The 12,533-nt window shown below is 62.8% G+C and carries 14 protein-coding genes; 6 read left to right on the forward strand and 8 right to left on the reverse strand.

The features are described from left to right. The 3 genes from BLX41_RS33840 to BLX41_RS23490 form a co-directional block, all read left to right on the forward strand. Positions 1-123, forward strand: a 123-nt coding sequence (locus BLX41_RS33840) for a DUF484 family protein (protein ID WP_185073734.1), incomplete at its 5' end; no start/stop codon positions are given. 2 nt (positions 124-125) lie between these two features. Continuing rightward, positions 126-1,022, forward strand: a complete 897-nt coding sequence (xerC, locus tag BLX41_RS23485) for a tyrosine recombinase XerC (protein ID WP_123726803.1) — start codon at positions 126-128, stop codon at positions 1,020-1,022. Next, positions 1,022-1,726, forward strand: coding sequence for an HAD family hydrolase (locus BLX41_RS23490; RefSeq protein WP_123726804.1), 705 nt, complete (start codon positions 1,022-1,024; stop codon positions 1,724-1,726). Before xerC ends, BLX41_RS23490 begins: the two co-directional genes overlap by 1 nt. A 123-nt stretch (positions 1,727-1,849) precedes the next feature. Here BLX41_RS23490 and sutA read toward each other — a convergent pair whose 3' ends face one another. The 4 genes from sutA to glnK all read right to left on the reverse strand — a co-directional run bounded on the left by sutA (position 1,850) and on the right by glnK (position 4,620). Beyond that, positions 1,850-2,173, reverse strand: coding sequence for a transcriptional regulator SutA (gene sutA / locus BLX41_RS23495; protein ID WP_123726805.1), 324 nt, complete (start codon positions 2,171-2,173; stop codon positions 1,850-1,852). Between the two features lie 102 nt (positions 2,174-2,275). Then, positions 2,276-2,701: a secondary thiamine-phosphate synthase enzyme YjbQ gene (locus BLX41_RS23500; RefSeq protein ID WP_123726806.1), complete on the reverse strand. Its 426-nt coding sequence runs from the start codon at positions 2,699-2,701 to the stop codon at positions 2,276-2,278. A gap of 209 nt (positions 2,702-2,910) precedes the next feature. Further along, positions 2,911-4,248, reverse strand: coding sequence for an ammonium transporter (locus BLX41_RS23505; RefSeq protein WP_123726807.1), 1,338 nt, complete (start codon positions 4,246-4,248; stop codon positions 2,911-2,913). A 33-nt stretch (positions 4,249-4,281) separates the two neighbouring features. Further along, entirely contained in the window at positions 4,282-4,620 is a 339-nt protein-coding gene (gene glnK / locus BLX41_RS23510; protein ID WP_002555808.1) for a P-II family nitrogen regulator, read from the reverse strand. Positions 4,621-5,036: 416 nt separating this feature from the next. On the opposite strand from glnK, the gene BLX41_RS23515 reads away from it, so the two are divergent. Beyond that, positions 5,037-5,297, forward strand: a complete 261-nt coding sequence (locus BLX41_RS23515; RefSeq protein ID WP_072451854.1) for an accessory factor UbiK family protein — start codon at positions 5,037-5,039, stop codon at positions 5,295-5,297. Between the two features lie 179 nt (positions 5,298-5,476). Beyond that, the gene (locus tag BLX41_RS23520) at positions 5,477-6,970 is read left to right on the forward strand and encodes a YifB family Mg chelatase-like AAA ATPase (protein ID WP_123726808.1); all 1,494 of its coding nucleotides are present in this window, start codon (positions 5,477-5,479) and stop codon (positions 6,968-6,970) included. 4 nt (positions 6,971-6,974) lie between these two features. On the opposite strand, the gene BLX41_RS23525 is transcribed toward BLX41_RS23520, so the two are convergent. Both BLX41_RS23525 and BLX41_RS23530 read right to left on the reverse strand, forming a co-directional pair. Further along, a complete protein-coding gene (locus tag BLX41_RS23525) occupies positions 6,975-8,189 on the reverse strand; it encodes an aldose 1-epimerase family protein (RefSeq protein ID WP_123726809.1) in 1,215 nt (404 codons plus the stop codon). 111 nt (positions 8,190-8,300) lie between these two features. Beyond that, positions 8,301-8,879, reverse strand: coding sequence for a TetR/AcrR family transcriptional regulator (locus BLX41_RS23530; RefSeq protein WP_123726810.1), 579 nt, complete (start codon positions 8,877-8,879; stop codon positions 8,301-8,303). Positions 8,880-8,992: 113 nt separating this feature from the next. On the opposite strand from BLX41_RS23530, the gene BLX41_RS23535 reads away from it, so the two are divergent. Continuing rightward, positions 8,993-9,919 (forward strand): ABC transporter six-transmembrane domain-containing protein, encoded by a 927-nt coding sequence (locus tag BLX41_RS23535; RefSeq protein WP_185073736.1) that lies wholly within the window; start codon positions 8,993-8,995, stop codon positions 9,917-9,919. Positions 9,920-9,922: 3 nt separating this feature from the next. On the opposite strand, the gene BLX41_RS23540 is transcribed toward BLX41_RS23535, so the two are convergent. Next, entirely contained in the window at positions 9,923-10,891 is a 969-nt protein-coding gene (locus BLX41_RS23540; protein ID WP_123726812.1) for a Ca2+-dependent phosphoinositide-specific phospholipase C, read from the reverse strand. 122 nt (positions 10,892-11,013) lie between these two features. Then, a partial coding sequence (locus BLX41_RS23545; RefSeq protein WP_148059771.1) for a methyl-accepting chemotaxis protein occupies positions 11,014-12,533 on the reverse strand: 1,520 nt, incomplete at its 5' end.

Genomic DNA, 12,533 nt, shown 5'->3' on the forward strand with positions numbered 1-12,533 from the left:
ATCGCCAGCCGTGATCCGCAGCACTACAAGAGCTCGGTAGGTACCCTGTTCCTCAATTACATCGCCGAAGTCACAGGCCGCGTGCTGCCGCGCTTCACCCACTCGCTGCGCTCGGTACGCTGACCATGCAACAGCAGCTGGACGCCTACTGCGCGCACCTGCGCAGTGAGCGCCAGGTGTCGCCCCACACCCTGTTGGCCTACCGTCGCGATCTCGACAAGGTGTTGGGGTTCTGTGAAAAGCAGCAGGTTCGCAGCTGGACCGACCTGGATATCCAGGGCTTGCGCAGCATGATTGCCCGCCTGCACCAGCAAGGTCAGTCATCGCGCAGCCTGGCACGCCTACTGTCCGCAGTGCGCGGGCTCTACCACTACCTGAACCGCGAAGGGCTGTGCGATCACGACCCGGCCAACGGCCTGGCGCCGCCCAAGGGCGAACGTCGCCTGCCCAAGACCCTGGATACCGATCGTGCCCTGCAACTGCTCGACGGTGCGGTGGAAGACGACTTCCTGGCCCATCGCGACCAGGCAATCCTGGAACTGTTCTACTCCTGCGGCTTGCGTCTTTCCGAGCTGACCAGCCTGAACCTCGAACAGCTGGATCTGGCGGACGGCCTGGTGCAGGTCCTGGGCAAGGGCAGCAAGACCCGTGTGCTGCCGGTGGGCAAGAAGGCCCGGGAAGCCCTGGCGCTGTGGCTGCCGCTGCGAGCCCTGAGCAACCCGCCCGATGGCGCCCTGTTCGTCAGCCAGAAGGGCCGCCGCCTGGGGCCACGGGCGATCCAGCTGCGGGTCAAGGCTGCCGGCGAGCGCGAACTGGGACAGAACCTGCACCCGCACATGCTGCGCCATTCCTTCGCCAGCCATTTGCTGGAATCCTCCCAGGACCTGCGAGCCGTGCAAGAGCTGCTGGGGCATTCGGACATCAAGACCACGCAGATCTATACCCACCTGGACTTCCAGCACTTGGCAGCGGTCTACGACAGCGCCCATCCACGGGCCAAACGCAACAAAGGCGGTGAGTAATGACCATCAAGCTGATCACCTTCGACCTCGATGACACCCTGTGGGACACCGCTCCCGTGATTGTCAGCGCCGAAGCCACCCTGCGGCAGTGGCTGACCGAGCATGCACCGAATCTTGGCGGCGTACCGGTGGAACATCTGTGGACCATTCGCGAGCGCGTGCTGCTCGAACAACCACACCTCAAGTACCGGATCAGCGCCCTGCGCCGCCAGGTACTGTTTCATGCCCTGGAAGAAGCCGGGTATGAGCACAGCCAAGCCAACCAGTTGGCCGATCAGAGCTTCGAAGTATTCCTGCATGCCCGGCATCAGCTGGAGATCTTTCCCGAGGTCCAGCCGACCCTCGAGGCCCTGGCTAATCACTTCGCCCTCGGGGTCGTCACCAATGGCAATGCCGACGTGCGCCGCCTGGGCCTGGCGGACTACTTCAAGTTTGCCCTGTGCGCCGAGGACATCGGTATCGCCAAGCCGGACGCCCGACTATTCCATGAAGCCCTGCAGCGCGGTGGCGCAACTGCCGATACCGCCGTGCACATCGGCGATCATCCGGGTGATGACATTGCCGGCGCCCAGCAAGCGGGCCTGCGGGCCATCTGGTTCAATCCTGCGGGCAAGGCCTGGGAAGCCGAGCGTGCGCCGGATGCCGAGATCCGCAGCCTCAAAGAACTGCCAGCACTGCTGGGCCGCTGGCACAGCGGCGCCTGATGCGGCTCGCTCTGTAGGAGCGAGCTTGCTCGCGACCGCTGCCACGCGGCGCCATTTACCCGGCACGCGCCCATGAAAAAGCCCGCAGCGACGGCGGGCTTTTTCAGCAAGCAAGTAGCAGGCTCAGATAGGCCGGCTGCCGTACTTGTTATCAGGCTTCTTGGGCGGGTCGGCGACCACGTTGGCCTCGACTTCCTGCACTTTGCCGCCACGGGCGAGGAACTCTTCCATGGCACGCGCCAGTGCATCACGCTCCTTGTTCTTGGCTTCGACACTCGGCAGCTCGTCTACCGAGACGGCGGCCTTGGCCTTGCCTTTGGCGGTCGGAGCAGGAACATCACTGCCATCGTCTTCCGCCACATCTTCGGCGGCCGCTTCAAGACCTTCTTCGGTATCGTCTTCGTCACCTACTTCGAGGTCGTCGTTTTCCAGATCATCGTCGCTCATGTTCTACCTCATGACTTGCGAAAAGCAGATTAGTTATAGCCCAGCTGCGCCGACTGTCGAAGGCTGCCGGAAAAAAATCAACGTCCACTGATACTCAGCGGCTTATGCCTCATCACCCTGCAGGGTGGCAAGGACTTTGCGAGCACCGCCATGATCGCGATGCTCGCCCAGATAAACACCTTGCCAGGTGCCTAGCGCCAAGCGCCCCGCCGCTACCGGCAAAGTCAGCTGACAGCCTAGCAAACTGGCCTTGAAGTGCGCCGGAAGGTCGTCCGCGCCCTCGTCGTCATGTTCGTACCCGGCCATGCCTTGAGGCACCAGGGTGTTGAAGAAACGCTCGAAGTCACGCCGTACCGCCGGATCGGCGTTCTCGTTGATGGTCAACGAGGCCGAGGTATGTTGCAGCCATAGATGCAGCAGACCAACCCGACATGCCCTCAACTCAGGCAGGCCGGCGAGCAACTCGTCCGTCACCAGATGAAAGCCCCGGGGCCTGGCCCGCAGGGTAATCAGGGTCTGTTGCCACATACCGTTCTCCACGCTTCGGCGCGCATTCTAGCGCGCTCAGGGAAAAAACAAAGCGCCGAATAATCCTGCTTTAGTGTAAGCATTTGCCCTGCTGGATATCGCCATGGCAAACACGCCAATGCCTATCAGAAAAACCTTTCAGCCTTTCTCAATGACAAACGCCAGGCAAAAAAATGCCCGGCCGGAGCCGGGCGTTTTTTCAGCCGCGATTACAGGTTGTAACCACGCTCGTTGTGTTGCGCCAGATCGAGGCCGACCGCTTCCTCTTCCTCGGTAACCCGCAGTCCCATGACGGCATCCAGGACCTTGAGAATGATGAAGGTAACGATCGCGGTGTAGATCACGGTAAAGCCTACACCTTTGCACTGAATCCAGACTTGCGCGGCAATGTCGGTCACGGTGCCGAAGCCGCCCAGGGATGGAGCGGCGAATACACCGGTGAGGATCGCGCCGAGAATGCCGCCGATACCGTGAACGCCGAAAGCATCCAGAGAGTCGTCATAACCCAGCTTGCGCTTGAGGCTGGTAGCGCAGAAGAAGCACACCACGCCCGCCGCCAGACCGATGACCAGAGCCCCCATGGGGCCGACAGTGCCGGCTGCAGGAGTGATCGCCACCAGACCGGCGACCACACCCGAGGCGATGCCCAGTGCGCTTGGCTTGCCGTGGGTGATCCACTCGGCAAACATCCAGCCCAGGGCGGCGGCGGCGGTAGCGATCTGCGTCACCAGCATGGCCATGCCGGCAGTACCGTTGGCCGCAGCGGCGGAACCGGCGTTAAAGCCGAACCAACCGACCCACAGCATGGCCGCGCCCATCAGGGTGTAGCCCAGGTTGTGGGGAGCCATTGGCGTGGTAGGAAAGCCTTTGCGCTTGCCCAGTACCAGGCAAGCCACCAGGCCTGCGATACCGGCGTTGATGTGGACCACGGTGCCGCCGGCGAAGTCCAGCACGCCCCAGTCCCACATCAGGCCGCCGTTGCCGGACCAGACCATGTGCGCGATCGGTGCATACACCAGGGTGAACCAGACGCCCATGAAGATCAGCATGGCGGAGAACTTCATCCGCTCGGCGAAGGCACCGACGATCAACGCCGGGGTAATGATGGCGAAAGTCATCTGGAAGGTGATGAACACCGCTTCAGGGAACAGCGCCGCCGGGCCAGTTACGCTGGCCGGGGTCACGCCCGCCAGGAAAGCCTTGCCCAGGCCCCCGAAGAAGGAATTGAAATTGACGACACCCTGCTCCATGCCCGTCGTGTCGAACGCAATGCTGTAGCCATAGATGACCCACAGAATGCTGATCAGGCCGGTAATGGCGAAGCACTGCATCATCACCGAAAGAATGTTCTTCGACCGCACCATGCCGCCGTAGAACAGCGCCAGGCCAGGAATGGTCATGAACAGCACCAAGGCTGTGGAAGTCAGCATCCAGGCGGTGTCGCCGGAATTGAGGACTGGAGCCGCCACTTCGTCTGCCGCCATGGCCAGGCCAGGCATTACGAGGGACAAAAGGGCTCCTAGCCCTGCGAATTTACGCAGAGTCATATTGTTTTCTCCTGGGGCGTTGGGTTTGGCGGCTTAGATTGCGTCGGTATCGGTTTCGCCGGTACGGATGCGAATAGCCTGTTCCAGATTGACCACGAAGATCTTGCCGTCACCGATCTTGCCGGTGTTGGCGGCCTTGGTTATCGCCTCGATAACCCGGTCAAGATCCTTGTCGTCAATAGCGACATCGATCTTCACCTTGGGCAGGAAATCCACCACGTACTCCGCACCGCGATACAGCTCGGTGTGACCCTTCTGCCGGCCGAAGCCTTTGACCTCAGTGACGGTAATGCCCTGCACGCCGATCTCGGACAGCGACTCGCGCACGTCGTCCAATTTGAACGGCTTGATGATGGCAGTGACTAGCTTCATGAAACTCTCTCCCGAATTGGTGGACTTGCCCCAGGAAAACAAACCCGACTCAAGTCTAAGCGCAGTGCCTGGCTTTGTAACGCATCGTCGGCCTTCCTCAGCCAGACCGACGCCAGCTAACCGCTTCTGACGAAACACTCCCCGCTCCGCCTGCCGCACTGCATTCGTCACAGCGACTGCATCAGTGCATGGGTCACCAGGGTCTAAGCAGAAAGCTTGCCAGCTCGGGAAAAATCAGTGATTTCAATCCTTTGCCCAGGGCCGCCCGGGCTTGCCACAGATCGGCACTGCGGATACGCACAATAACGGTGCGTGAGCGCCCGCCCGGATGCGCGAAAAACGTGCAGACCGGGCATCACCAAGCCCTTGAGCCGTGCGTGATACACTGCGGCCCATCTGCTATTCAGGACACTCCCATGCTTGCGCCCAAAGACCTTCTCGATGCCCTGAGCGGCCACGCCTCGCGTTTGCTCAGCGGTGAAACACCTCTGCCTCGCAATGAAATCGAAAGCCAGTTCAAGGCCCTGCTGCAAAGCGGCTTCAGCAAGCTGGACCTGGTCAGCCGGGAAGAATTCGACAGCCAGATGGTGGTCCTGGCCCGCACCCGGGCACGCCTGGAAAGCCTCGAAGCCAAAGTGGCGGAGCTGGAAGCCCGGCTCAATCCGGCAGCGCAATGAGCTGAACCCGCGATTCGTCGGCAAGCCGGCTCCTGCAAACCTGGAGCCGGCTTGCCAGCCAAGACCGCAGCGCCGGCGACATATCCTGTGCGCATTCAAAGCCCCCTCCCGCCAAAGCCCTCATCTATCCTTGCAGCACCGCAGGACGCGGTTCCCGCTGTCTCAAGGAAGATCTCCCCATGTCCCTGGCAATCATCCACAGCCGTGCCCAAGTGGGCGTACAGGCTCCGGCTGTCAGCGTTGAAGTGCACCTGGCCAACGGCCTGCCGAGCCTGACCCTGGTCGGGCTGCCGGAAGCCGCAGTCAAGGAGAGCAAGGACCGGGTGCGCAGCGCTATCCTCAACGCCGGATTCAACTTCCCGCCGCGACGCATCACCCTCAACCTGGCTCCGGCAGATTTGCCCAAGGACGGTGGACGATTCGACCTGGCCATCGCCCTGGGCATCCTCGCCGCCAGCGTGCAAGTGCCGGCCCTGGCGCTGGACAACATCGAGTGCCTGGGCGAGTTGGCCCTGTCCGGCGCGGTGCGAGCAGTGCGCGGCGTGCTGCCGGCCGCGTTGGCGGCCCGCAAGGCCGGACGCACCCTGCTGGTGCCTCGGGCCAATGCCGAGGAAGCCTGCCTGGCCTCGGGTCTGGAGGTGATCGCCGTAGACCATCTGTTGGAGGCCGTCGCCCACTTCAATGGTCACGCGCCCCTCCCGCCTTACGCCAGCGGCGGCCTGCAGGAGAATCACTCGCCCTACCCCGACCTGCGGGAAGTCCAGGGCCAACTGGCCGCCAAGCGCGCCCTGCTGATCGCTGCCGCCGGCGCCCACAACCTGCTGTTCAACGGCCCGCCCGGCACCGGCAAGACCCTGCTGGCCAGTCGCTTGCCCGGCCTTTTGCCACCCTTGCAGGAAGACGAAGCCCTGGAAGTCGCAGCCATTCAATCGGTGAGCAGCCACAAGCCCCTGCGCCACTGGCCGCAGCGCCCCTTCCGCCAGCCCCATCATTCGGCATCCGGCCCTGCGCTGGTGGGTGGCGGCTCGAAACCACAGCCGGGAGAAATCACCCTGGCCCATCACGGCGTGTTGTTTCTCGATGAATTACCGGAGTTCGACCGCAAGGTCCTGGAGGTTCTGCGCGAGCCCATGGAGTCGGGCCAGATCGTCATCGCACGCGCTCGCGACCGGGTGCAGTTCCCGGCGCGCTTCCAACTGGTAGCCGCCATGAACCCCTGCCCCTGTGGCTACCTTGGCGATCCCAGCGGACGATGCCGCTGCACGCCGGAACAGATCCAGCGCTATCGCAACAAGCTGTCCGGCCCCTTGCTGGATCGCATCGACCTGCACCTGACCGTGGCCCGCGAAGCCACCGCCCTGAACCCCGAGCCGCAACCGGGAGACGACAGCGCCAGCGCGGCCGCCCGGGTGGCTCAAGCTCGCGAGCTGCAACGGCAACGCCAGGGCTGCGCCAATGCCCATCTCGACCTCCCCGGCCTACGGCGCCATTGCCGGTTATCCACGGCAGACGAACGCTGGCTGGAAGCGGCCTGCGAACGCCTGGGCCTGTCGCTACGAGCCGCCCACCGCCTGCTGAAGGTGGCCCGGACCCTGGCCGATCTCGAGCAGGCGGCACGGATCAACCGCGAGCATCTGGCAGAAGCCCTGCACTATCGGCCGAGCACAAGTTGAAGGGTCACTCCTTGGACAGATCCACCAGCGGCGTGGGGCGCACTTCGGTCTGGCGCCCATCCTGAATCTTACTGACAAGACTCAGGGCATTATCCACAGCGGCCTTGTCCGCCAGCAGGCTGTAGCGGATCTGGAATTGCCGTTGCTCCTTGGCGCCGATGGTCGGCACCAGGTTCAGCGGACGCTGATAGCGACGGTTGTAGGAGAAACTGGTGCCCGGTTCCAACCCCGTCACATAACCCTGGCCCTGGGTGTCGGTGTTCTTCCATAGCGAGAACACCGGCAACTGCTGGGTATTGAAGCCCAGCGATACGCCGAGACTGCCCGCCTTGTTATGCAGCACCGCCAGGGTCTCGCCCTGGGTGTCGGCGTAGGGCACGACGTTGTAGACGGTCTCGTCGTAGTCGCGGGTCGGGCCGCGATAGGTCTGCCAGTCCGCCAGATCGGCCTTGGCTTTGTCGTTGAAGGGCGAGACCTGCTTCACCGGCGCCGCAAACTTCGCCCCCTGCTCAAGGAACGGCGTGCTGAAGTTGCTGTGGTACAGCGCCTGGTACTCCTTGGGATAATCACCGTTGTTGGTCAACCGGTCATTGAGCGTGAAACGGGTGCTGCCAGGCTCGGTGACCAGTTCGGTGGCGACACTGAAATCGACCTTCTTGAACGCCTGTTCCTTGAGCTCGCCCCGCAAGTGAATGGCGTATGGCGGTTTTTCGTCGATGTGCAGAGTGACCTTGCTGGCAGGAGTGTTCGCCGCGCGGCCGTGCAGGGTCAGCAGCTCGCCATTGTCCAGGCCAGGGTGCCCGACCCACTCGTAGCCGCAGCGCGTCACCAGCTCATTGAAGCCTTCCAGCCAGCCCAGGCCACCACGGCCATTGAGTTCGATGAACGCCGGGTTGACCACTTCCTTGACCGGTGAATCCCAGCCCAGGCGCACATCGCCCACCGAGGCCTGCAACACATTCATGCCCCGGGTCGGCACCACCGAGAGCTTCATCACGCCATTGTCGATGTCGATGATGCTCACCCCTTCCTGGCGACCGCCATGCAAGGTGCGCAGGGTCACGGAAAAAGGCTGCGGGGTCTTCACCCCCAACTGCTGACTGGTGAGGTGCAAATTCTCGGCAGCCTTGTCGCTGTCGAGCAACACATAGTCCCAGGCCATCGCGTGGGAAGTGGCGGTCAGCGCAGCGAGGGTGACAAGCAGTTTGAGGGAGGTCATGGAAGGGTGCCTTTATTGGAGTTGTAATGGATTTATAGCGCTGAAGAATCGTTTCAGCAAGCTGCAAAATCGCAGTACGACTACAAGATCCAATCACTCCCGCTCACCCCCTCAGTCCTGGAAACCCAGCAGCAACCCCGCCACCTCCAGGACTTCATCCAGGGCAGCCGCGGCGGCCTCGGGCGAGGCCCGCAGCAGCAGGTCATCGGCGTAGCCCATGGCCTGGGCGAAGAGCTGCCGCGCCACCCGCTCGGGGCTGGCACAGCGAAACACTCCGGACTGCACACCACTGTCGACGATCGTTGCCAGCATCTGCTGCCACTGGCCGTTGATCTTCAGGTAGGCCTCGGCCAGCTCCTCGTCATGCATGGCCTCGTCCCAGGCATCCAACCACAGCGCCCAGCCGTCATAGGTGGAATCGGGCAGGCAATGGCTGAGAAAACCCTGCAGGGCCTCCAGGGGCGCGGCGCCTTGCAGCGGTGCGCCCAACGCCTCCAGCTGTTGATTGGCAAAACGTATGAAGGCTTCGCGGCGCAGTTCCTTCCAATCGCTGAAGTAGTGATAGACATGGCTGCGAGACAACCCGGCATGTTCGGCCAGGTCACGGGTCGAAACATCGGCGAAGCCCTTGTTGCGAAACAGCTCCAGGGCCGCATCGATGATCTGGTCTTTACGGTCGTTACGGGACATGGGCAATCGGACCTCTTGACGCCGAGATGGACGGCGCTTGCATTTTGAGCAGTCGCTCAAAGATAATTGAGCAGTCGCTCAATACTAACCGTTGTCACACCTGTGGTGCACCCATGTCTGTCGTCACCCCATCCGCTGTCGTCGACCCGACTCAAAAGATCGGTCAGCAATCCGCCGGCCAAACACTCAAGGCCATTGCCCGGGCGTACCCGGGCAAGCTGTTTGTCACGTTGTCCCTGGTGGCGCTAGAGAACGCCCTGCTGCTGGCCTACCCGCTGTTTGCCGGATTCGCCGTGGACTCGATCCTGCGGGGTGACACCACCCACGCGCTGATCTACGCCCTGGTGGTACTGGGCTTCTGGGTCGTGGGGGCCGCGCGGCGAGCGGTGGACACCCGAACCTTCACTCGCATCTACGCCGACCTGGCGGTGCCGGTGATCCTCAATCAGCGTCTGCAGCAGCAAAACACTTCCACGGCAGCGGCGCGGGTGGTACTGGCCAGGGAGTTCGTCGACTTCTTCGAAAAGCATGTGCCGACCATCGCCACCGCCCTGGTATCGATTGTCGGAGCCGCGGTCATGCTGCTGGTGATCGAACCCTGGATCGGCCTTGCCTGCCTGGGAGCCCTGCTGCTGTGCGTCACCCTGCTGCCGCACTTTGCACGGCGCAATCAGCAGTTGCACGAACGCCTGAACGATCGGCTGGAAAAGGAAATCGGCCTGGTGGCCAAGGTCGGCGCCGCCTCGCTGCAGCGCCACTATCGGCTGCTGTCGCGGCTGCGCATCTGGCTCTCGGACCGGGAGGCGGCGGCCTATCTGTTTCTGGGCGCCGTGGCAGCGATTCTGTTCGTCATCGCCATCAGTCAGCTGGCGCTGTCACCCGAGGTCAAGGCCGGGCATGTGTATGCGGTGATGACTTACCTGTGGACCTTCGTCAGCAGCGTTGACGAGGCCCCGACCATGGTCGATCAACTGGCGCGCCTGCGGGACATCGGCAAGCGCGTGGACCCGGGGCTGGGTGAACCGACCGAGCCCCGGTAAACCTCAGAACGGCCGGATGCGATAGCCGCCGGCGTTCTGCTCGGCGAACTTGTAGTACGCCGAGAGGTTGATCTTCTCGCTGATGTGCTGGGTGAAAGACACCCCGTCATCTCCCCAGACCCGGCCGATGTGGCTGTAGGCAAAGGCCTGGATCGCCCACTTCTTGTCACCCTTGGACATATTGTTCATGGCCACATAGCCGGATGACTGTTCGGACATGCCACTGACCTTGCCACTGACATCGTTCTGGCCATTGGTCACCGGCGAGATGAACACCTTGGCGCTGGAGGTCCGGGCCTCGGCGTACTGGGAGAGCTTCTGGTTCTCCGAGTGATTGAGCACCAGCAGGACCTTGCCCTGCAGCTGGCTCGCGGTGGGCCAGGACTTGCCCTTGAGGTTTTTTTGCAAGGCCCCGGCACTGCTGCCTATGTGCGTCGCCAGATCCTGGGGGGTATAGAGCTTGCCCTGGAAAATCCGCGTCATCAGCTCGTCGAAGTCCTTCGGTGTGCGCCCCGAACTTTCCTTGGACCAACCCTGCTTCTTGTCCAGGATCACCGTGATGGGGAAATGCCCGGGGTGATTGTCGCTCCAGTTCTTGACGTCGTTCAGGCAGGCTTCGAGATCGTTCTTGCCCGTGCCGTCGCCGGTGCAGTTGTTGTCATTGCCGGACTGGAACAGGGTGCCGGGGTTGTGCCGCACGAACCAGTGGCGGGGCGAACCGCCGGTCACGGCATCGCGCTGGTCCCAGAAGTCCAGCTCCAGGGTGCGCACGCTGTCGAGCACACTGGTGAAGGTGCGCGCATATTGCTTCTCGTAGCAGTTATGGCAGGCCACCTGAGCAATGCCGTTGAACGGCGTGCTCCAGGTTGCCGGGGCAATGAACGCCGGGCTTTCCTCGCTGAAAGCCATCTGGCTGAGCAACAGTGCCGACAGAGCGAGTACGCGCGAGACAGAACGAGTGAGATGAGTCATGCCAGCTCCTGCTGAAAGAGAAGTCCTTGAAGGGCCAATCGCTGCTCATCTGTTTTAGTCGAATCAAGCGTCATTGCAACATTCGCCCTGCAACCCAGGGTTGCGGGGCGAAAGGGCCATTGTCAGCGGAAGCGGTCGACTTCCTGGCGCAGGTCAGCGGCCAGTGTTTCCAGTTCGCGGGCAGTGACTGCCAGGTTGGACACCACTTCCCGTTGCTCGCTGTTGGCCTGGGCAATGCTCTGCAGGTTGCTGCTGAGCACCGTGGCGGTGCTGCTCTGCTCCTGGGTGGCCGTGGTGATGGCGGCGAACTGCTCGCCGGCGCTGCGGCTCTGCTCGTCGATCAGGGCCAGGGCCGAAGCCACGTCGGCGTTGCGCGACAAGCCTTCCTGCATCAGTCGGTTGCCCTGCTCCATGGTCTCGATGGCGTGGCCGGTTTCCTGCTGGATGCTGTTGATCATCTGCGAGATTTCGTCCGTGGCCTCGCGGGTACGCGACGCCAGGTTGCGCACCTCATCCGCCACCACGGCAAAGCCGCGACCCTGCTCGCCGGCACGGGCCGCCTCGATGGCGGCGTTGAGGGCCAGCAGGTTGGTCTGGTCGGCAATCGCGGTGATCACCCCGACAATTCCACCGATTTCCTGGGAGCGTTGGCCCAGAGTATTGATCACCGTAGCCGTGCTGTTGAGCGCCCCGGCAATCTGCTCCAGGGACGATGACGCCTGCTCCATGGACTCGCGGCCGATATGGGTCTGCTGGGCGTTTTCCTGGGCCAGGCGCTGGGTGCTGCCCATGTTGTCAGCGATGTTCAGCGACGTGGCGCTGAACTCCTCCACCGCCCCCGCCATGCTGGTGATCTCGCCCGACTGCTGTTCCATGCCTTCATAGGCACCGCTGGACAGGCCGGACAAGGCCTGGGCCCGGCCGTTGACCTCAGCGGCAGAACGGCGGATGTGCTCGACCATGGTCGACAAGGCTTCACCCATCTGGTTGAAACTGCGAGCCAGTTGGCCAATCTCATCGTGGCTGGACACATTCAACCGCGCACTCAGGTCGCCACCGCCCAGGGCCTGGGCCTGGAGCACCAGATCACTCAAGGGCGCCAGCTTGCTGCGCAACAGCCAGACCGTGGCACCCACCGCCAGCAACATCGCCAACAGGCTGCCGATCACCAGGCGGATGCCGACGCTCCAGGTCACCGCCCGGATCTCGGCCTTGGGCATGCTCGCCACCACCGACCAGGGCCCCCCGGCAAAAGGTACCGCCAGGCTGTAGAAGTCTTCGCCCTGGTCGCTCCAGAAGCGGCCCTTGCCCGGCTCCTTCGCCGCATCGGTCATGACCTGTGCGGCCTGATCCAGGCCTTGCACCCCCGCCGGCGGCACCAGCCATTTGTGCTGCTCGTCCAGCAAGGCCAGGGAGCCGCTGTGTCCGATGCGGAAGCGCTTGAGGTTGTCGAACTGGGTGTTCTGCGCGTCGGTGTAGTCAAAACCAACGAACAGCACGGCAATCACCTTGCCGGCGCGATCCAGCACCGGGGTGTACTGGGTCATGTAGAAACGCTCGAACAGCAGGGCCCGGCCGACATAACCCTGCCCCGCCATGAGTTTCTGATAGGCCGGGTGGGCGTGGTCGAGCAAGGTGCCAA

It is taken from the genome of Pseudomonas protegens (assembly GCF_003732485.1).
GTDB classification, from domain to species: domain Bacteria; phylum Pseudomonadota; class Gammaproteobacteria; order Pseudomonadales; family Pseudomonadaceae; genus Aquipseudomonas; species Aquipseudomonas protegens_B.